The organism is Micromonospora sp. NPDC005806 (assembly GCF_042871425.1).
Classification (GTDB): Bacteria; Actinomycetota; Actinomycetes; order Mycobacteriales; family Micromonosporaceae; genus Micromonospora.
In genome coordinates this window covers 1-20,180 of sequence record NZ_JBIAIL010000048.1, presented here as the reverse complement: position 1 = coordinate 20,180, position 20,180 = coordinate 1, and the positions used below count along the sequence as shown (strand labels likewise).

The following is a 20,180-nucleotide window of genomic DNA, read 5'->3' as shown; positions in this document are numbered from 1 at the left end:
CAGGGATGCTCCGGCCGGCACAGCGCCACCGATCAGCCTTGGCGCGTCGTAAATATCGCGGCGGCGCCGGCCGGCATTCGGTAGGCGTAGGTCGTGTCTCCCCACGGCACGTCGAACGTGGCGACCGAGCGGCCCGAGTTGTACGCGATGAGAAGCTGTGTGCCGTCGGGCAACACGGCCGTCTTGCGCTGAACGCCGCTGTCCGAGCCTGCCGCCAGGCTCGTCAGACCGGCGGGCCCGAGCACGTTCAGCTCGTGGATCGACCACCAGTTGCCGGAATCGCCCTGGTTCACCACCCGGATGTAGCGGCCCGTGACCTGCGGAATGAGGATCTTGGCCACCGGGCTGCCCGGTCCGGTCGCGATCGGCTGGCCCCAGTTCGTGCCGTCGTTGGACACAAAGAGCTCGTACCCCCGCGGGGAGTCGCCGCTGCTTCCGGTCGTGTCCAGGACGACCTGGTTGAACGTCTGCTGCGAGCCGAGGTCGACCTGGAACCAGTCACCGGGCTGCATGCCGCGGCCGGTGCTCCACCTCGTGGCTGGGTCGCCGTCGATCGCACTGTTAGGTGGTTCGGTGGCGTTGCTCGCCGATGCCGACACCGTCCACGCGCCGCGCGGCAACGGCACTGCGGTCGTCGGAGGGGTGAGCGACGCGCCGGCGGGGAGCGTGTAGCCGAGCCACTGGTTGCCGACCCGCACCTGAGCCTGGTGCGCCAGCATTCCAGCGTCGTAGCTGATCAGCGCTCGCGTCCCGTCCGGGTTCTCGAGCGGAACGTCAACCGAGCCGATTGCGGCTGGGTCCACCGGACCATGCTGGGCGCCAGTCCAGGTGAACGTGGCTGCCGCCCCGGCGGCGAGGCGGTAGGCGAACCACTTGTTGCCCCACTGCACGTGGAACGTCTTTGGGCTGTTCGCGGAGTTGAACGCGATGAGCGCCGTGGAGCCATCGGGGTTGACGAAGGCGACGTCTTGTACGTCACCGGCTCCAAGCGAGTTGGACGCCACCCGGCGGGCGCCCGGGCGTACGAACTTGCTGGCGTGACCGAGCGCCCAGTAGTCGACGGTCTTGGTGTACGACCAGTGGCCGGCTGCGTCCTGGGCGACCGTCACCACGCCGCGGCAGGTCAGGCAGCCACCGTTGGTCGGTCCGTTGTTCTGATCCAGCGCCATGTTCCAGCGGATGACACCCTTTGCCCAGTCACGGGTGCTGTTGATGACCAGGCCCAGCGCCGCGGCGAAGCCGGCCTGCTCGTCGCCTTCCCACGTGCCGCCTGAACACTCCGTGTGCCACGCCGGCTTGTTGGGGTAGTCGTTGTGCGACAAGGCCTGGGCCCGCACGTCACCGCCGTAGCAGTGCCACGCCGTGCCGGCCACGAACCCAGTCGCGGCTGGGTCGGCGTACATGGTCTCCGGGTAGCTGACGACATCCCAGTTGTGGTCGTAACCAAGGATTCCGGTATGCAGCTTGCGGTCGCGTAGTGCCGGACCGAGGTAGTTCTTGATCAGGTTGTTCTGCTGCTCGGCGCTGAGCGACATGCCCGGGTATCCGGAGGGCACGTAGAGCGGCTCGTTCTGCGGGGTGATGTAGCGGACCGGAACGCCCGCTTCCGCGTAGCCTTCGAGGAACTTCGTGAAGTAGTCGGCCAGCGGCTGGTAGGCGTCCGGCTTGAGCGTCCCGCCGATCATCGAGTCGCTGGTTTTCATCCAGCCTGGCGGGCTCCACGGCGACGCCATCACGGTCAGCGCCGGGTTGAGCTGACGGGCTTGCTTGAGCACCGGGATGATGTATGCCCGGTCGTGGTCGATGGAGAAGTGGGCGAGCGTCGGATCGGTCTGGCCCGCTGGCATGTCGTCGTACGAGTAGTTTCCGTTCACCGCGAAGTCACTGGAGCCCATCGGCTGACGCAGGAAGCTCAAGCCGATGCCCTGGCGGCTGAACAGGTCGCGCATCACCGCGTCGCGCTGTGCGCTGTCGAGGCGGGTGCCGACGAGCCAGGCGGAGGAGTCGGTGAACGACGCCCCGAAGCCGGTCATCTCCTGATATCGCCGCTGGCTGTCGATGGTGATTGTCGGTCCCTGCGGGGCCTGCCCGCCGTGCCACGACATGGTGGACTGGCGCGACAGGTAGGTCTTGGTGCCGAGGTCGGTGAGAAACACCGAAACCCCTGCCGGCGCGCTTGCTGCGGCGGGCGCCTCGGCCGGCCAGAGCACGAGTAGGGACAGTGCAGTGGTCAGCCCGACGCGTAGCCCTCTTCGTAACACTTCGTGATCCCTTCGTTGCACGGCCTCCGCGGCGCCCCGAACGGAACGTTCCGCGCGCAGCGCGAGGATTCAGGACTTCATTCAAGTGTCGAATTATTTACACATTTAACTTATGGCACCGTCAAGGGCCTTTGACCGAGCGTCGGGCCAGAACATGCCGGGACGAGAACCTCCTCGCATCGCACACGCCCGTGAAGACATCCCGAGGCCGCGGAGGTTTGCCGTCTCACGACCCAGCTTCAACAGTGACGCGTCGAGGGCGCTCCACTGTCAGCTACGGGGTGCGCAGCGCGACTCACCCGCAGTCGGTAGTCGGATCGCACGACCGGCGGTAACCGGTTACATTCGTCGAACCGGTTCATCAAGACCGCCAGGAGGTACCCGTTGACGAACGCCAGCGGACCCGAGCCGTCCGACGCCCGGACCGATTGGGAAGCCCGCATCGCCCGCCGCAGCGACGAAGGCCGCACGGCCGCGCTACCCGACCTGCCACCGCCGGCCCGCCTCACCGCCACCCCCGGCCGCGGACACGTCCGCCTCTCCTGGCAGCCCGTCGACGGCGCGGTCGGCTACCTGGTGCATCGTGCAATGCTGGATGGCGATCGGGTGTCCGGGCCGTTCACCCCGCTGGACCACCTCGGCGGCGACGTGCTCTCCGTTCCGGACACCTGGTACGTCGACACCACCGGTACCCCGGGCGAGCAGTACGCGTACGCGGTAGCTGCCGTACCCGAGGTGACCGTGACCGGCGCGCTGAGCGACCCGGTCACGGCGGCCGCCCTGCCGGGCGCCGGGGAACCAACCACCGTCACGCTGCGCCTCGACGTGGACGCCGCGGGCACCACCCTGCACCGTCCCTGGCAGCCGATGATCGGCAGCGAGCGGCTGTCCCAACTGCTCTGCCGGGACCGCTCAGGCGGCCGGGAGATCGGCATCGAACTGCTGGCCGCGCTCCGCCGGATACGCGAGGAGATCGGCGTGACCACCGTGCGGGCGCACTCGATCCTGCACGACGACCTCGGTGTCTACCGCGAGGTCGACGGCGAGCCGGTGTACGACTTCAGCCGCGTGGACCAGATCTACGATCTGCTCCTCGGCATCGGAATGACGCCGGTGGTGGAGATCGGGTTCATGCCCCGCGACCTGGCCAGCGACCCGGACCTCACCGTCTTCACCTATCGCGGCATCATTTCCCCGCCGCGCGACTGGGACCGGTGGTCCGGGCTGGTTCGGGCGCTGGTAGCCCACCTGCTGGACCGGTACGGCGAGCAGGTACTCGGTTGGGACTTCGAGGTGTGGAACGAGGCCAACCTGGAGGTCTTCTGGAGCGGCAGCCGCGAGGAATGGATGCGGCTGTACGACGTGACCGCCCGCGCGGTCAAGGACGTCGACCCGCGAATTCCGGTGGGTGGGCCCTCGTCGGCGGCCGCTGGCTGGGTGGACGCGCTGCTGGAGCATGCCGTGCGGTCCGGGGCACCGGTGGACTTCGTCTCCACCCACACGTACGGCAGCCCGCCGCTGGACCTGCGGCCCACCCTGGCCCGCCTCGGCTTCCCCGACGCGCGGATCCTGTGGACCGAGTGGGGCGTCACCCCCACCCACTTCCACCCGGTCAACGACGGCACCTCGGCCGCCACCTTCCTGCTCACCGGCATGCGGTCGGCCGCCGGCAGGGTTGACGCGCTGTCGTACTGGGTGGCCAGCGACCACTTCGAGGAACTCGGCCGGCCGCCGAGGCTCCTGCACGGCGGGTTCGGCCTGCTCACCGTCGGCGGCATCGCCAAGCCGCGCTACCACGCGCTGCGGATGCTCGCCCAGCTCGGCGAGACCGAACTGCCGGTACGGGCCTCCGGCGACGGCGCCGACGGCCTGGTGCAGACCTGGGCCAGCCGGCGCGGTGACGGCAGCCTGGCGATCCTGGTCTGGGTGTCCACTCTCGACCAGGACAAGCGGGACGGAGACCCGGCGCTGGCCCGGCGGATCCGGCTGGTCGTCGACGGCGCGGCCGGCCGGCCGGCCCTGGTTTCCCGGCTCGACCGGGAGCACGGTGACATCACCACCCTCGCCGACCGGCTGGGGGTCGCCGAGTGGCCGACCGACGAGCAGTGGGCCGCGCTGCGCGCCGCCGACCAGCTCCCGGCGGAGAAGGTGCAGCCCTCCAGCGACGCCGGAGCCGCGGTGATCGAGCTGGACCTGCCGCAGCCCAGCGCGGTGCTGGTCGAGGTCCCCGGGGCCTGATTGCGGAAGTAGGGCCCTACGGCGCGTGGCCGAGGGCCCTACTTCGCTGCACCGGTGCGATCGACGGGTTGGGCAGGTCGACCGTTACCTTTTCCGGCGCCGTCAGGCGGCCCCACGCAGCTGTGGAAGGTTCTGGTTGGCCGGCACGTTGAACGTCTCCTGTGCGATCAGTGGACGGATCCGGCGTTCGAACTGCGGCGAGACGAACGCGCGGCGGACGAGGTCGTTGGCGAGCTCGTTGCCGAGCGCACCCATGATCATGGCCTGGTCGAGCGAGAGGTGGCGTTTGGCCACGGTGCCGCTGCCGACCGCAATCGCGTCGTAGAAGCCGCCGGGGCCGTACGAGTCGAAGTTGGCCTTGAGTCGGGCGAGGTTGTCGACGACCGCCGCCTTGGCGTACGGGAGAGCGAGGAACGCCGCGTGCGGGGTCACCACGCCGTTGCCGTAGTCGGGGTTCGGACCTGCTGGGCGGCAGTCGCCGAACCCCGCGTCGTACTTCGAGCGCTCCATGTCGGACGGGTAGCCGTCGGTGTCCATGCCCATCGCGTCGACGCCCCAGGCCATGTATCCGCCGGCCGGGTCGCTCGCCGGGGAGAAGCCCCAGTAACCGTACCCGGCGTCATTCATCCCGTGCTCGATCTGGCCGGCGACCGTCGCGGGATGGTTGCGGCCCCAGCTGTTGGGCGCCCATCGCGCCTCGGGCACGAACAGGTCGGGCATCAGCGCCTCGAACATGTCGCCACCCCAGCTGGGTACGAACTGGATGCCGCGGTACCGGTACGCGCCCTCGTACACCGAAACGCCCTCGTAGGTGGCGTCGAATCCGACCGGCTGCATCTCGTGCCAGCTCCAGTCGCAGGTGGCCGGCAGGGTGCGCATCGTGTTGTAGTAGGCCTTCGGCGGGATCTGACCCATCGCGATGCCGAGGTAGGTCGCGATGCGCGGTTCGGTGACCGTGATGTCGTAGTGGTTGCAGGTGAACCAGACGCCGTCGCGCTGCCGTGAACACCCCGGGGGTGGCGCGTCCCAGAAGCCGCCGGCGATCAGGCCGCTGGCCCCGAACGGGGTCGACGCCGCGGGGTTGTAGTAGAAGCCGAAGTTCATCCTCCGCAGGATCGCGTCGGCCTTGCCGCGCAGCTCCGGCACGGCGCCCTTGACCACGTTGAGCGCGGCCGCGAGCCAGCCGTTGTCCACACTGGACAGGAACGGGTAGACAGTGTTGCCGTTGTCGGGCCAGACGGTGACGACCGAGCCGTCCCGCGGGTCGTACCAGTTGTAGTACATGCCCGACGCGGTGTGGTGCTTGAGCCGTGCGAGCGTGTTGAGGGTCTTGGCGATCCGTTCGTGGGCTTCCGCAGGCGAGATGATGCCGAGCTCGCGGGCGACCACCGCGGACCACATGGAGCCGCCGATGTTGGTGGGGGACGTGTAGGTGGCGCGGCCGCCGGCGGCGAGGTCGCCGGTGATGTTGTCGGCGACCAGGCCGGTGCCGGGGTCGGTCATGGCGGCCATCGACCGCCACGTGTCCGTGGCGTAGCGGAGCAGGGCCCGGTCTGGGCCACGCTCGTCGGGTGCCGCGACGGCGGCCGAGCCGCCGGCCAGCACGAGCGCCAGCGCGAGGAGCGGTGCGAGAAGGCGTCGCATGGGTCTCCTTGTCTGGTTGCGGGGATGGATCATTTGATTCCAGTGGTCGCGATGCCGCGCAGGAAGTGCCGCTGGAGGAGCAGGAACACGATGAGCACCGGGAGCACGACGACGACCGCTCCCGAGAGGAGCAATCCGTAGTCGGTGCGGTTCTGGCCGACGCTGTAGAGCGCGAGGGCGACCGGCAACGTGTACTTGTCCTCCGTGGTGGCGACCACGAGGGGCCACAGGAAGTTGTTCCAGGACGCGAGGAACGTGAGGATCCCGAGGGTGGCCAGTGCCGGCCGGCACAGCGGAAGCACCACCCGCCAGAAGATCCGGAACTCGCCGGCACCGTCGACCCGGGCCGCCTCGATGAGGTCGTCGGGGATCGACTGGAGAAACTGCCGCATGAGGAACACGCCGAACGGTCCGACGAGGAACGGCAGGATCAGGCCGGCGTACGTGTTGGTCAGGCCCATGTTGCTGACCAGCACGAACTGTGGGACGAAGGTCACCATGCCGGGCACCATGAGCATGCCGAGCACGGCTAGGAAGAGCACTCGTTTGCCGGGGTACCGCAGCTTGGCCAGCGCGTACCCGACGAGCGAGCAGAACAGCAGGTTGCCGACCGTAACCAGGGTCGCGACCAGGAATGAGTTGAAGAAGTAGAGCGGGAAGTCGAGCCGGGAGAACAGCTCGCGGAAGTTGTCGAGCGTGAACGTCTCGGGCCACCAGGTCGGCGGCGCCTCGCGGATCTCCCCCTCCGGCTTGACCGACGAGAGGGCCATCCAGACGAACGGTCCGGCCACCGCGAGCAGCCCGAGGAGCAGGACGACGTAGAGGACGGTCTTGGCGACCCGATCGCGGGTACGCAGGGTGGTGTCCTTCGTCGCCATCGTCAGTTCCTCTCCCCCAGCAGGCGGAACTGCACGACCGACAGCGCCACGATGGCCAGGAAGAGCACATAGCTGCCGGCGGCCGCGTAGCCGTAGTTACCGAAGCCGAACTGGTTGTAGATGTGGAACGACACCGACAGCGTCGAGGAGAGCGGGCCACCCTGGGTCATGACGAACGGCTCCTCGAAGAACTGGAGATAGCCGATGCCGGTGACCACCCCGCCGAAGAGCAGCGTCGGCCGGAGCATCGGCAGGGTGACGTTACGGAACTGCTGCCACCGCGTCGCGCCGTCGAGCGTCGCCGCCTCGTAGAGGTCGGCCGGCACCGCCTGGAGTCCGGCCAGGAAAATCACCATCAGGAACCCGAAGTTGCGCCACGCCGCCATGACGATCAGCGACGGCAGCGCGAGACTGGTGTCGAACAGCCAGTTCGGCCCGTCGATCCCGACCAGTCGCAGCAGGTTGTTGACCAGCCCGATCTCGGGGTCGAGCAGGAAGCGCCAGACCACCGCGATCGCCACGATGCTGGTCACGACCGGCAGATAGAAACCGACCCGGAACAGCGCGCGGAAGCGCACGAGACCGGAGTTGAGCGCCGTCGCGGCGGCCAGGGCCAGCACCATCGTCAGCGGCACCCCGATGACGACGAACACGAGCGTGTTGACCGACGACCGCAGAAACAGCTGATCGGAGAACAGGCGGGTGTAGTTGTCGATACCGACGACGTTGACGGCCAGCGGGTTGCGCAGGTCGGTGGAGCGCAGGTCGGTGAAGCTCATGACCAGCGAGACCACCACCGGCAGCGCCATGAACACGAGGAACAACACGGTGAACGGCGCGGAGAAGGCCCAGCCGGTCAGCGCCCGCCGCAGGCGTTGACGCCGCCGGACCGACCCGGCGGGCCGGTCGGGGCTGGTCGCCCCGGCCGGTCGCGCCGGTGCCGTCGCCGCGGAGGCGTCGGCCATGTCAGCTCCCGGTCCCGATGGCGCTCACCTTCTCCTGGATCGCCTTCGCCGTCGCGGCCGGTGCCGCGTTCTGCTTGCACAGCTTCTCGACCTCGAGGTCGAACGCGGCCGCGATCTGCTCCCAGGTCGTGATCGCCGGCGGTGCCTTGGCGCTCTTGAGCTGCTGGCCGAACGCGGCAAGGAATGTGTCGCCGGAGAGCGTCGAGTCGTTCCAGGCCGACTGGACAGCGGGCAGGTCCTTGACCGCCTGGTACCACTTGACCTGCACCTCGGGCTTGCTCAGCCACTGCACGAACTTCCAGGCGCCGTCACGGTTCTTGGCGTCCTTGAAGACCGCGAGATTGCTGCCGCCGATGAACGAGGTCGACGACTTCTTCATCGGCATCTGCGCGACCGCGTACTTGTCCTTGAAGCCGGCGCCGCCCTGCTCCTCGACGATGCCCATGTGCCAGGGGCCGGAGATGAACGCGCCGATCTCACCCTTGACGAAGCCGGGCTCGAGCGAGCCATCCGGCAGCGCGGTCGGGGACAGGCCCTCCTTGAAGAAGGACTGGTAGTAGCCGAGCGCCTCGGTCATCTCCGGAGTGTCGAAGCTCAACTTGGTTGCGCTGGCCACGTCGGCGCCGTTGGACCAGGCGAACGGCAGAACCGACTGCCAGCTGCCGGTCTTGCCGGGCTGGAGGTTGAGGCCCCACTTGGCGCCCGCCTTTTCCTTCATGCCCTTGGCCATGGCCTTGAGGTCGTCCCACGTCTTCGGGCCGTCCGGGAACCCGGCCTTGACGGCCATGTCCTTGCGGTAGTAGATCAGCCGGGTCTCGACGTACCACGGAACGCCGTACGAGGTGTTGTCGACGATCGTGGTGTCCCAGGCGCCGGGGAAGAAGTCGTCTTTCTTGATCAGGTCCGGCGGGGTCGGGTCGAACGCGCCGGACTTGGCGAACTCGCCCTGCCAGGTGGTACCGATCATCGACACGTCCGGCGTCTGCTTCGCGGCGATGGCGCTCGCGATCTTCTGGTGCGCCGCGTCCCAGGGGACCGCCGTCACGGAGACCTTGGCGTCGGGGTTCTCGGTGGAGAACTCCTTCGCGAACTCGGCGAGCTTCTCGCCTTCGGTGCCCATCGCCCAGACGGTGATGTCCCCGCTCGCTTTGCCTGCGCCGACGGACTTCGCCTCGTCCTGGCCGCCGCCCGAGTCACGGCCACAACCGGTCAGCGCGACCGACGCGGCCAAGACGACCGCGACGGCTAACCGCCTACTTCTCATGTCGTACCTCCGGGGGTTGGTGGTTTCCATGGGTGTGAGTTAGTCACCGGCCGGTCCCTCCGGTCGGGGGCGCCGGGCAGCCGCAGCTGCGGCGCAGGACGAGTTCGGTGGGCAGCACGAGACTGCCCGCGGCAGTGTTGCCGGGCTGGTCGGCGGCACGCAGGATCAGCCGGGCCGCCTCGGCGGTGAGTTCGCGTACGGGTTGCCGGACGGTGGTCAGGGCGGGAGTGACGAGGGCGGCGGCCGGCATGTCGTCGAAGCCGGTGATGACCAGGTCCTGCGGCACGCGCAGGCCCCGGCCGAGCGCGCCGACCAGCACGCCGAGGGCGATCTCGTCGTTGGCGCAGACCACCCCGGCGGGCCTGGGGGTGTCGCCGCACAGCAACTGGTCGGCGGCGAGCACCCCGTCGGCCTGCTGCATGCTGACCGCGACCGGCTCGGCCGGCGGATCGATGCCGAGGTCGTGGTGCGCCCCCCGGAAGGCGGCCCAGCGTTCGCTGACGTCGGGCGAGCCCGCCGGGTTGCCGACGAAGACCAGATCGCGCAGGTCATGGTCGACGAGCAGGTGTCGGGTGAGTGCCAGCATGCTGCCGGCGTTGTCGGCGCGTACCGACGGGATGTCGCCGGGTCCCTCGCCGGCGATCACCACCACGGGGACCATCGTGGCGAGCCGCAGCAGCGCCTCGTCGGAGACGGTGCCGCCGATGACGGCGACGCCGTCCACCCGGCGGCCCATCTCCAACACCTGGTCGTCGGCGTCGGATCGCAGGTGCGTGCAGAGGATGTGCACGCTGGCCCGGGACGGCACCGCCTCGGACTCGAAGCCCTGGATCAGCTCGGTGAAGTAGGGGCCGGACAGGCCGGGGAAGACCAGGCCGAGGGCGCCGTGCCGGCCGGCGGCCAGGGCACGGCCGAGGTGGTCGGGGCGGTATCCGTGCTTCTCGATCGCCTCCAGCACCCGGCGGCGCATCTCCTCGGAGACCTGGCCGGTGCCGTTGGAGACCCGGGAGACGGTGGCCACGGAGACGCCGGCGAGCTTGGCGATCTCGCGAACCGTCATGCGGCTGTTGCCCATCGCTCCCTCGATCCGTAACGTGCGGCAGTAACCGGTTTCAGGCGACCATAGGCAGCCGAGAGGAAGTTCACAACCCTCGGGTCCACATTCTCCGGTGTGAGGAGCTCTGCCCTATATGACAGAAGTACTACTCCGGGATCGCCGGATCCTCGTCGACGGGCGGGCCGAGCTGCTACTCGCTGGTGAGGTGCACTACTTCCGGCTCACCCGAGCCGACTGGGCGGACCGGCTCGACCGGCTCCGCGACTGCGGCGGCGACACTGTCGCCACCTACGTGCCGTGGTTGTGGCACGAACTGCCGGACGGCTCGGTCGACCTGACCGGGCGTACCCACGAGCAGCGCGACCTGGCCGGCTTCCTCGACCTCGCGCACCAGCGCGGGCTGCGGGCCGTGGTCCGCCCCGGCCCGTTCGTCATGGCCGAGCTGAAGAACGAGGGCATCCCCTACCGGGTGTACGACGAGCACCCGCACCTGCTGCCCACCACCTGGGACGGCGCGCCGATCGGCACCCGCACCATCGACTACCTTGCGCCCGAGTTCCTCGCCGCGGCCGACGGCTGGTACGCCCAGGTGATGCCACTGATCGCGGAGCGGCTCGCGCCGCGCGGCGGACCGGTGGTGGCGGTCCAACTCGACAACGAGATCGGGATGCTGTCCTGGGTCACCAACTCCCCCGACCTCACCGACGGCCTCTGCGCCGACCTGGCCCGCTGGGCGGTCGAGCGGTACGGCAAGGACACCGCCGCGGCACGGATCGGCGCCGATCCGGCCGATCCGGCGGCGTGGTCCACCGCCCTGCGTACCCCGGCCGAGGAGCGGTCGCTGGCGCTGCACGACGACCTGGGCCGCTACATGCGGGACCGCTACCGCCGGTACGTGGCGGCGCTGCGGCAAAGCGCCGAGCGGCACGGGGTGACCGGGGTGCCGTTCCTGGTCAACGTCCACGGCACCGCCGACCGGCGGGGCCGCACCTTCCCGATCGGAATCAGCCAGCTGGTCGAGGCGTACCGGGGGCAGCCGCAGCTCACCTCCGGCTCGGACTACTACCTCGGCGACCTGACCGTCGGCAACGTCGCCGACCTGTACGTGTCCAACGCCTTCCTGGCCGCCACGCACGACCGCGCCCAGCCGCTGACCTGCCTGGAGTTCGAGGCCGGCAGCGGCGACTACGGCGAGGATCTGTCCACGCTCTACCCACCAGAGGCGATCGACCTGAAGACCCGGCTCTGCGTGGCGCAGGGCAACCGGCTGCTCAACCTCTACCTGTTCGCCGGCGGCCACAACCCGCCGATGGCCGAGCCGGTCGGCGACGGCAACAACCGGATCGCGTTCACCGGCGAGCGGCACGGCTTCGCCGCCCCGGTCGGCCCCGAAGGGCGGCTCAACGCGACGTACGCCGCGGCAAGGCGGACACTGCACGCCGTACGTGGGGTAGGCGACCTGCTCGCCGACGGCGACGAGGAACACGACGGGTTCGCCCTCGGATTCATCCGCGACCATTACCTGACCGAGTACCACCACCCGGCGTCCACCAAGCGGGCGGCGCAGGTCGCCGAACTGGAACGGTTCCGCGGCATGGGCGCGCGGGACGTGCTGGCGCGGGCACTGCTGCTCGCCGGCTACTCGTTCCCCGCAGCGGACCTGCAGGCCCCGGGCGGCGCGGCACACCTGCCGGGCGGTACACCGCCGGTGCTGGTGCTGGCCACCGCCCCCACCCTCGGTTCGGGCGTCCAGCAGCGGCTGATCGACCATCTGCGGGCCGGCGGCCGGCTGCTGCTGCACGGACCGCTGCCCACCCAGGACCACGACGGCACGCCGTGCACCCTGCTGGCCGACGCGCTCGGGCTGCGGCCGGACGGCTGGCTGGAGGGCGGGCCACACTACTTTCCGTCGGTGGTGGGCCACGACTGGGCGGCCGGCCCCGCCGAGGTCCGGGTCGGCTACGCCCAACTGCTCGCCGGGCCCGGTGAACGGCTGCTCACCGAGGTCGGCTCCGGCCGTCCGTGCGGCACCGAGGTGACCGTGGGCGCCGGCCAGGCCGTGGTGATCGCCACCGACTACCCGTGCCACCTGGACTTTTGGCGAGCGGTGCTGGACCGGCTCGGGGTGCGGCCCCGGCTCCGGCACGATGCAGGCGACCCCGGGCTGCTGCTCACCTCGACCGTGGACCGGTCCGGCCAACGGCTGCTTCACCTGGTCAACGTCGCGCCGTCGGCGATCGAGTTCGGCCTGTGGCACCGGGACAAGCCGGTATTGTCCGGCCGACGGCTGCGCATCGGCGCCCGCACCGGACTGATGCTGCCCGCCGGAATCCGCGTCGGGCCGGCCACACTGGTGGAGAGCAGTTGCGAACTGGTGGCCCGGAACGGCTCGGACGTGCTGCTCCGGCCGACCCAGACCGAGGATGTCGCGGTCTTCACCACCGACCGACCGGTACGCGCCGACCGGGGTGAGGTGACCGTGGCCGACGGTCGGACCACTCTGACCGTCCAGGCCCCAGATGGCGAACCCGTCCGGGTCAGCGTCGGCTGACCGCCGCGCCGGATGACCACCCAATCACAGACCAGGAGGCGACCGGCGCACCGAGGTGCGCGCGGAAGGCGACGCCCGGGATTCCGAAGACCAGTTGGATGGACTCCGCTTCGCCCAACGGTCCCCCAGATCGCCCCGCGATGTTGACCGCTGAACATCAACACGCACCCTCCCAGACGAACTGGGAAATACCGCCGTGGTGAGGGCTATCGGCACGTCAAAGCTGTCCTCGCACCGGCGAAACGGGACCTGGGCAGCACGCCCGTCAAACAACTGCATTGATGTGACCACATTGGATGCGCCGAAGAGGTCACCAAGCAGGAAGCTCTGGTCACAGGTTTGCCCGTGGGATTCGGGCCTCAATTCTCGGGATCCACCCGGGTGCCAGCATGGCGGCACCCAGAGTCATGCGTCGATGCAGCAAGGCCTCTTGACTCGCGACGCCGTCGCCGGACATGCGGCTCTGGCCCGGCCCGCCGACCTGGAGTGCGCAGTGAACAGGAGGGCCGGTCGGGCATGCCCGCGAACCTGGTCGACGCCGGGCGTGCCGTCAGCCGTCACGCCCAGTTGTGGCGTGCGGCGTACCAGCCCAGCTCCATCCGGGTCTTGACACCGGCCAGGTCCATCAGGTGGCGTAACCGACGCTGAACGGTCCGCAATGAGATGCCGAGCTGGTTGGCGACGACCTGATCGGTGAGCCCGGCGAGCAGCAACGCCAGGATCTTCCGGTCCAGCGTCGTCGGGGCATCCTCGTCCGCTCCGGTGGCGGCATCATCGGTCAGCCCGCCCAGTGCCGAGACTCCAATCGGGTGGGCGTAACGCCACACGAGTTCGAACATCGCATCCATGGCGGCCAGCAGCCCGGTGCGGTGCAGCAGCACAACGCCGGGCTCGCCATCGGGCTCAACGGTCAACGGCACGAGGCCGAGCTCGTTGTCCGCCAGCACGAGCTTGATCGGTAGCGACTCGACCACCCGCACCTCGACGCCCGTCCGCAGCGACTCGATGGTCGCGGCGACCGCGCCAGGTTCGGCGAGCACCGCCCGGTCAACCACGACCCGGTAGCGCACGCCCTGGGCCACCACCTGCGGCTCTGCCGAATTGGCACCGATCGGTACGGCGACGGCAGGTGTGGTGACGAAGCCACGGACCTCGGTGCGGGCGGCGTGCTGCACCTGCGCGAACCGGTGCCGGACCGCCTCGACGCCCGTGACCACCTCGATCAGCTCGCTGATGCTGCGGCCGGCCATCACCTTGCGATGCTCCTCGGCGAGTGTGACGAGCGCCAGTTCGGCGCTGCGCAGAGCAGCCCGCTGTTCGCTGATCAGCGCCCCGAGCGCGACCGCGGGCGGCGCTGCGGCGAATCCGCCGTCGGGAGTGGACTTCACCAGACCGGATGCCATCAGGTACGACAGTGCCGCCTCAACCGCGGGCGCGGAGAGGTGCAGGGCGTCGACCAGCTCGGCCGAGTCGGCTTGGACGCGTCCCGCGAGCACGGTGTAGACCGCTTCGTGCTCGGGGCCCAAGCCCAACGCGCCCAGCATCGGCGGCCGCCTCCCCTCCACCCGTTGACGCGGGGAGAGTATGCGCCACGGTGATGGATCTGGCCCAGCCCCAGCTGGCGGGAGACAAGACGGGACGGGCCCCGGGACGTCGCCGTCCCAGGGCCCTTCGAACGGTCTCACCGAAGGCCGTACGCCCGGATGATCTCCTGCTTGATGCTGAAGCCGGCGTCGGTCGTGCCGGTGGCCCGCAGCGACACGAACCCGCCCGGCTGCTTCGCCAGCTTGAGCTCACCGTTCCACCAGTCGGCGTCCTCGCTCAGGGTCACCGGCTGCCAGGTGGCGCCGTCGTCGTACGACACCTCCAGGGTCACGGAGGTGACGTTGCCCGTGCTGGGGCCGCCGCCCGCCTGGGGAATCGGCTTGAGGCGGATCTGCTCGGTGGTGCCGGCCTTCACGTCGCCGTGCAGGTCGGTGTCGAGGCGGTACTCCATCTGCAGCAGCGCGAACGGCTCGAGGAAGACCGCATCGTTGGAGCTGGAGACAAAGTCCCACTCGGTGTGCGTGCGGGTCGACAGCCGCCACTGGTCGGCCGGGCGTGACGCGTCCAGCACCAGGTGGTAGGGCAGCGTCCCGGCCGGCACCGACTTCCACTGCAGGTCGGACGAGCGCTTGTTCTCGTACAGCAGCCGGTCGCCCTGGTAGAGCTTCATGTTGACCGGCACCGAACCCCAGTCCAGGTAGCCGCCGTGCTCCAGCACGTCGGCCGATGGGCTCCAGGTCTGGACGTTGATGGTCATGAAGTCACGCCAGCGGCTGTTCTGCACCGCGAACGCCCGGTTGAACGCCGGACGGATCGCCGGGGCGAACCAGTCCAGCCGGGTGGTGCTGCCCTTGGCGTACGCATGGCGGTTGGCCACGTCCGTCCAGGTGCCCTGCCCGTGCGACTCGGCCCAGACCTGGTCCGGGGTGACCCACTCGGTACGGGTGCCGGGGTGCCACTCCCGCTCCGGGAAGCCGAGCGACGGGGTGAAGGTCAGGTCGTACCGGAAGCCGGAGCCCTCCCTCGCGTCCGTGATGTTGTAGTAGCGCGCGTCGATCCGGGCCAGGTCCTCCTCGGTCGGGTGGTAGGTGAGCGCCTTGTCCGGCACCTGTCCCGAGTAGGTGCGAGTCAGGTCGTAGACGTAGCTCGCGTACGGCACCTGCTTGGTGATCAGCTGCAGTGTGCCGCGCTTGGCCAGACCGATCAGTCGCGCTCCGGCGTCGCGGTGCACGGTGGCGACCGGGATCGGCGACCGGCCGACCGACTCGTTGAGCACACCGACGCCGTCGTTGACGACCAGCAGCAGCTTCGCTCCGGCGGCCACCGCGGCGGCCGTACGATCCGGGGCGCTGACCGCGGCGCTGCGGGTCACCACCACGGCCTTGCCCTTCACGTCGAGCGTGGCGTAGTCGGCGGCCGCACCGTTGCCCGCGTAGACCGCGGGCAGGGTCTCTCGGCCGGCGGTGAGCGTGCTGCCCGGCTGGACCGTGACGTCCACCGGCGGCAGGCCAGGGACGTCCACGCTCAACAGCGGCTCGCCCTTGCGCCACCGGGTGACCATCGTGAACGACCCCTGGGTGAGCTGGTCGGTCGGCGTGACGTAGAGGTCGTCGTACTTGATCGGCACCAGGAACCCGTCGCGGAATCTGTCGCCGTTGGCGTACTTGACGGTGTAGTCGAGCTTGCGCTGCCGGTCCTGGCTCCGCAGCGGCGTGACGGTGTCCAGCAGGCGCGCCTTGCTAGCGTCCAGCACCACCTCGGCTCCGGACCCGTTGAGCACGGTCTCCGGGTCCGCCAACAGGGCGAGACCGAGCGAGTCGGCCCGCTCCCCCGGAACGGGCAGCGACGACTCCACCGTGTAGGTGCCCGGCGGCATCCGCAGCGTCTCCTCACCGGTGACGGTGAAGAACCACGGGTCGCCAAAGTCGCCGGCCTTCTTGATCACCACGGTCGAGGTGGCGGGCTTGCCGTCCCGGCCGACGAGCTTGATCTTCAGGTTGTAGCGCTCGTCCTCCTTGAGCAGACCGAGCGAGGTACGCGTGACCGCGGTGCCCGTGGCGGCGTCGGTGCCGACGAGGTAGCCGGTGAACTGGCCGGTGCCGGGCTTGGTCGGGTCGCCGGTGACCGGGACGGCCACGCTGCCGCCGGCCGGCACCGTCACCGAGGAGGCGCCCAGCGAGAACGGGCCCGAACCGGCGATGGCGAGGTTCAGTGTCACGCCGGTGCTGCCCGAGTTGGTGAACGTCACCTGCTTGGTCACCGGAGCGTCGGTCGGCTCGTGCGGCCAGTCGAAGTTGCCGAAGTAGACCGAGCCGGTCGCCCGGACGCTCGCGCGTACCGCGGCGGCGACATCGACCCGGCCGGTGCCGACCTGGTACGCCGAATACCCCGCGGCCAGGCCCTTCGCGCTGCTCATCAGCGCTTCCTTGAGCTGCGCGCCGGACCAGTCCGGGTGGCGCTGGGCCAGGATCGCCGCGGCGCCCGACACGTGCGGAGTGGCCATCGAGGTGCCGCTGATGGTCCGGTACAGGCCGGTACCGGTGGTCATGTGCTGCGAGCGGGCGGCGGTGATGTTGACCCCGGGGGCGGTGATGTCCGGCTTGAGCGCGCCGCTGCGCACCAGCGGACCGGTGCTGGAGAAGGACGCCAAGCGGTCCTGCTTGTCAACCGCTCCGACCGTCAGGGCGCTGGCGGCGGCGCTGGGCGTGCCGATGCTCTGCGGCCCGGCGTTGCCGGAAGCGATGACGAACAGCGTGCCGTACTGCGCGGACAGCGTGTCGACCGCGACCGCCATCGGGTCGGTCCCGTCGGAGAGCGTCGGGTCGCTCAGGCTCATGCTGACGACATCCGCCCCGGACTCGGCCGCCCACTGCATGCCGGCGAGCACCCAGGAGTCCAGGCCAGAACCGCCGTTGTTGAGCACCTTGCCGACGATGAGATCCGCGCCGGGCGCGACACCCTTGTACGCGCCGCCGGAGGCCGCGCCGGTGCCCACGATCGTCGAGGCGACGTGGGTGCCGTGCCCGTTGACGTCGGCGGTGTCCTCGCCCGGTACGAAGCTGACCTTGTTGTCGATCTGGTTGACGAGGTCGGGGTGGGTGGCGTCGACGCCGGTGTCCAGCACCGCGACCTTCACCCCGTGGCCGTCGTACCCCGCGGCCCACGCCTCGGGAGCGCCGATCTGCGGCACGCTCTCCTTCAGGCTGGCGGTGGCCCGGCCGTCCAGCCAGAGCTTCGCGATCCCATCGCCGAGTGCCGGGGCGGACCCGGCGGCGACCGGCGCGACAGAGGTCCAGAAGGAGCGGCTCTGCTTCTTGTCCACCGCCAGCGCCGCGGCGCCGACCCGCCGCAGGTCGCGAACCAGCTTCGCGCCCCGCGGCGCGACCGCCTTCACCCCGCGGGTCTGCGCCGGCGCGTAGCTGCTGATCACCGGCACGCTCGCGGTCTTCGCGTCGTCGTACCCCATCTCGATGAGGTCGGTGACGTTGAACAGCCGCCGGTCCAGCTTGTTGCTGCTCAGCAGGGGCAATGCCTCGTCGGGCAGGACGAACAGGTCATCGCCGCTCTCCTGCAAGTGGACGCCGCCGGTGGCGTTGTCGGGCCGGTCGACATCGACCGTTTCCGCGCCGTCGGCGGCGATGGTCACCGTGACGACGTCGCCGGTGATCAGGGTGATGGTGTGCGTGGACCTGGTCGCGGCCGTGGGGGCCGTACCGGGGCTCGCCGCGATCGCGGGCGGCTGGATCGCGGCGAGTCCGCCAGCGACCAGTCCCGCCGCTGTCGCTGCGGCGATCAACCGGCGCCGCGCCCGGCCAGGCGCAGAGGGCTGCAAGGGTAATGACATGCGAAACGTTCTATCGCCGCCGTTACCGCCGGGTGAATAGCTGGCGCTGGCGGAGTCGCGCAAGGGCGGAACTCCGCCACCAGGAGATACCGCGCCGCGATCAGCCGACCCCGGTGAACGGGAAGATCTACTCGGCCCGGGCTGCGGAGATCACCCGCACCCACCCATCGTCGGTGATCGTCCTCAACGGACAGACGGCGGGGTCACGAGACGTCCCCTAGCCAACAAGATCGACCACCCACGCAACATCTACGTACGCGATCTCGTGCCACCGCTGGACGCGGTTCTCGCCTCCGGCTTCGCCCCGCACCGAATCCGCGACACCATTGCCGCGATGGCAGACAGCCAAGACGAGTCCCAGCCAGAAGACAGAGCCAGCGTGCTGGCCCGGGCGCAACTCGCCGACTGCGATACCAAGCTCGGCCGTCACCGGGCGGCGCTCGAAGCCGGCGCCGACCCCAAGATCGTCACTGGATGGATCGCCGAGGTCGAGGCCGAACGCCGCCGCGCCCTCGCATTGTTGAACGAGCCCAAGCCAAGGTCCGTCACCAGGATGAGCCATGAACAGATCACCCAACTCGGCCAGCAACTCGGCGACATCGCCGTCGCCTTAGGGGAGGCCAACCCCGCCGACCGCGCTGAGGTCTACCGGCAACCCGGACTACGGCTGACCTACCACCCCGCAACAACAGAAAGTCCGCGTCCAGGCACAGCCTGTCGCGGACTTTCATTGGGAAATGAGTCGTGTCCGAGGGGCGACGTCGACCGGACATCCATGGTCGTCATTCGGCATGAGCTGGCGCTAACACCTTAGCCGACGACATCCCGACGAATACGGCCCTCTGTGCCATGCGGCATGACCTGCGGCCTCAGTTCGGTCGGCGGCTGCATACGGGACTCCTGGGCAACTGGCGCCGCTGCTGACGCTGAGCCAACTCACTGCCGTTTCGTCGCCTACCGAGTAGCGGGAGCACTTCTTGTGCTTCCGCTACTCGGTATAGCGGACGACCACGACATCGATCCCGTACCGACTCAGTGGACATGTGGTCGCCGTGCTGGTTCTTCTGCTCGAATGAGAGCGTCCAGGTGGCCGCTGGCTTCGGCGATGTCGATGGGTTTTCCGGCGAGGCCGGTGAGAAACAGGTCGAGGGGATAGCGGGCCATCGCGTGGTGACGGGCGAGGTACATGACGACCGCGGCGATCGGGTGGCCGGATACCGGTGCGAGCAGTGCGTAGGTCAGCGTCTGGTCGATGAGGGCGTGGAGGTGGTTGGTGTCGTCGAGGTGGCCCGTCTTGAGTTCGATGATGGTGGTGCCGGCTAGGAAGTCAGCGACACGCAGTCCGCCGAGCAGTTCCAGAGAAGCGGTGACGGGTCCGTAGCTGCGCAGCGCGTCCTGGAAGCCGCTGGTGTAGCTGGCCCAGAAGGCGGCGAAGGCAGGGCGAGCAGCGCGTACCCAGGTCGCGACCGCGGCGAAGGTCTCCTGGTGGCGCAGTGCGGCCAGGATCGCTGCTCGGGCGGCCTCGGGCGACGCGGGACGAAGCGCATGCAGTGCGGCGTCGAGCACGGTGAGCAAACTGCCCACCGTGAACAGTCGAGCCCCGGGGATTTGATCTGCAGTCTTGCGCCACGGCCCGCCTTGGGCATCGGTGGAGGGCGCGTCTCCGGCGGTGGCGAGCAGCCGCCGTTGCCCACCCTCGGGCAGGCTGGCGATCAGTTGAAGGTACGGCGACCTCTCGCACAGGTCGAGCGCGAGCACCCGTTCCATCGCAATGCCGAAGTGGGCGGGGTTAGTAGTTCGTGCGCCTGGTGGCGCGACCCTGAGCGGGTGAAAATCGGGCTAGTACGGCAGCCGCCGTTCGGGATCATGGTTGAAGTTCGAGGTTGAGCCGTCGGGTGTAGTGGGCTCGTCGAGCTCGGGCTTGGTGGCGCCG

The 20,180-nt window shown here is 69.4% G+C and carries 12 protein-coding genes; 3 read left to right on the top strand and 9 right to left on the bottom strand.

What is annotated here, in order from left to right; all coding sequences use genetic code 11:
* Positions 1-32: 32 nt before the first annotated feature.
* The gene (locus ACFYOS_RS31720; protein ID WP_387149505.1) at positions 33-2,210 is read right to left on the bottom strand and encodes a discoidin domain-containing protein; all 2,178 of its coding nucleotides are present in this window, start codon (positions 2,208-2,210) and stop codon (positions 33-35) included.
* 435 nt (positions 2,211-2,645) lie between these two features.
* Here ACFYOS_RS31720 and ACFYOS_RS31715 point away from each other — a divergent pair, with 435 nt between their 5' ends.
* Positions 2,646-4,499, top strand: coding sequence for a xylan 1,4-beta-xylosidase (locus ACFYOS_RS31715; RefSeq protein WP_387149502.1), 1,854 nt, complete (start codon positions 2,646-2,648; stop codon positions 4,497-4,499).
* 102 nt (positions 4,500-4,601) lie between these two features.
* Here the strand turns inward: ACFYOS_RS31715 and ACFYOS_RS31710 are convergent, their stop codons facing one another.
* The 5 genes from ACFYOS_RS31710 to ACFYOS_RS31690 form a co-directional block, all read right to left on the bottom strand.
* Entirely contained in the window at positions 4,602-6,143 is a 1,542-nt protein-coding gene (locus ACFYOS_RS31710) for a glucoamylase family protein (RefSeq protein ID WP_387149499.1), read from the bottom strand.
* Positions 6,144-6,172: 29 nt separating this feature from the next.
* Entirely contained in the window at positions 6,173-7,021 is an 849-nt protein-coding gene (locus ACFYOS_RS31705; RefSeq protein WP_387149496.1) for a carbohydrate ABC transporter permease, read from the bottom strand.
* Between the two features lie 2 nt (positions 7,022-7,023).
* The gene (locus ACFYOS_RS31700; protein WP_387149493.1) at positions 7,024-7,986 is read right to left on the bottom strand and encodes a carbohydrate ABC transporter permease; all 963 of its coding nucleotides are present in this window, start codon (positions 7,984-7,986) and stop codon (positions 7,024-7,026) included.
* Position 7,987: 1 nt separating this feature from the next.
* Positions 7,988-9,106, bottom strand: coding sequence for a sugar ABC transporter substrate-binding protein (locus ACFYOS_RS31695; RefSeq protein WP_387149489.1), 1,119 nt, complete (start codon positions 9,104-9,106; stop codon positions 7,988-7,990).
* Between the two features lie 187 nt (positions 9,107-9,293).
* Positions 9,294-10,325, bottom strand: a complete 1,032-nt coding sequence (locus ACFYOS_RS31690; protein ID WP_091345658.1) for a LacI family DNA-binding transcriptional regulator — start codon at positions 10,323-10,325, stop codon at positions 9,294-9,296.
* A gap of 115 nt (positions 10,326-10,440) precedes the next feature.
* Here ACFYOS_RS31690 and ACFYOS_RS31685 point away from each other — a divergent pair, with 115 nt between their 5' ends.
* Positions 10,441-12,858 (top strand): beta-galactosidase, encoded by a 2,418-nt coding sequence (locus tag ACFYOS_RS31685; protein WP_387149486.1) that lies wholly within the window; start codon positions 10,441-10,443, stop codon positions 12,856-12,858.
* A gap of 557 nt (positions 12,859-13,415) precedes the next feature.
* On the opposite strand, the gene ACFYOS_RS31680 is transcribed toward ACFYOS_RS31685, so the two are convergent.
* Together ACFYOS_RS31680 and ACFYOS_RS31675 are read right to left on the bottom strand one after the other, a co-directional pair.
* Complete coding sequence (locus ACFYOS_RS31680) at positions 13,416-14,402, bottom strand: winged helix-turn-helix transcriptional regulator (RefSeq protein WP_387149483.1); 987 nt, start codon at positions 14,400-14,402, stop codon at positions 13,416-13,418.
* A gap of 137 nt (positions 14,403-14,539) precedes the next feature.
* Positions 14,540-18,247: a S8 family serine peptidase gene (locus tag ACFYOS_RS31675; RefSeq protein WP_387149480.1), complete on the bottom strand. Its 3,708-nt coding sequence runs from the start codon at positions 18,245-18,247 to the stop codon at positions 14,540-14,542.
* 334 nt (positions 18,248-18,581) lie between these two features.
* Between ACFYOS_RS31675 and ACFYOS_RS31670 the strand changes: the two genes are divergently transcribed.
* Positions 18,582-19,061: a hypothetical protein gene (locus ACFYOS_RS31670; RefSeq protein ID WP_387149477.1), complete on the top strand. Its 480-nt coding sequence runs from the start codon at positions 18,582-18,584 to the stop codon at positions 19,059-19,061.
* Positions 19,062-19,279: 218 nt separating this feature from the next.
* Here the strand turns inward: ACFYOS_RS31670 and ACFYOS_RS31665 are convergent, their stop codons facing one another.
* Positions 19,280-20,005, bottom strand: coding sequence for a hypothetical protein (locus tag ACFYOS_RS31665; RefSeq protein ID WP_387149474.1), 726 nt, complete (start codon positions 20,003-20,005; stop codon positions 19,280-19,282).
* Positions 20,006-20,180: the final 175 nt, after the last annotated feature.

Bases quoted from the DNA above. Each gene is read 5' to 3' on its own strand.
- ACFYOS_RS31685 (WP_387149486.1), top strand. From the start codon at position 10,441: ATGACAGAAGTACTACTCCGGGATCGCCGGATCCTCGTCGACGGGCGG.
- ACFYOS_RS31705 (WP_387149496.1), bottom strand. From the start codon at position 7,021: ATGGCGACGAAGGACACCACCCTGCGTACCCGCGATCGGGTCGCCAAG.
- ACFYOS_RS31675 (WP_387149480.1), bottom strand. From the start codon at position 18,247: ATGTCATTACCCTTGCAGCCCTCTGCGCCTGGCCGGGCGCGGCGCCGG.
- ACFYOS_RS31670 (WP_387149477.1), top strand. From the start codon at position 18,582: ATGGCAGACAGCCAAGACGAGTCCCAGCCAGAAGACAGAGCCAGCGTG.
- ACFYOS_RS31690 (WP_091345658.1), bottom strand. From the start codon at position 10,325: ATGGGCAACAGCCGCATGACGGTTCGCGAGATCGCCAAGCTCGCCGGC.
- ACFYOS_RS31710 (WP_387149499.1), bottom strand. From the start codon at position 6,143: ATGCGACGCCTTCTCGCACCGCTCCTCGCGCTGGCGCTCGTGCTGGCC.
- ACFYOS_RS31700 (WP_387149493.1), bottom strand. From the start codon at position 7,986: ATGGCCGACGCCTCCGCGGCGACGGCACCGGCGCGACCGGCCGGGGCG.
- ACFYOS_RS31680 (WP_387149483.1), bottom strand. From the start codon at position 14,402: ATGCTGGGCGCGTTGGGCTTGGGCCCCGAGCACGAAGCGGTCTACACC.
- ACFYOS_RS31695 (WP_387149489.1), bottom strand. From the start codon at position 9,106: ATGGGCACCGAAGGCGAGAAGCTCGCCGAGTTCGCGAAGGAGTTCTCC.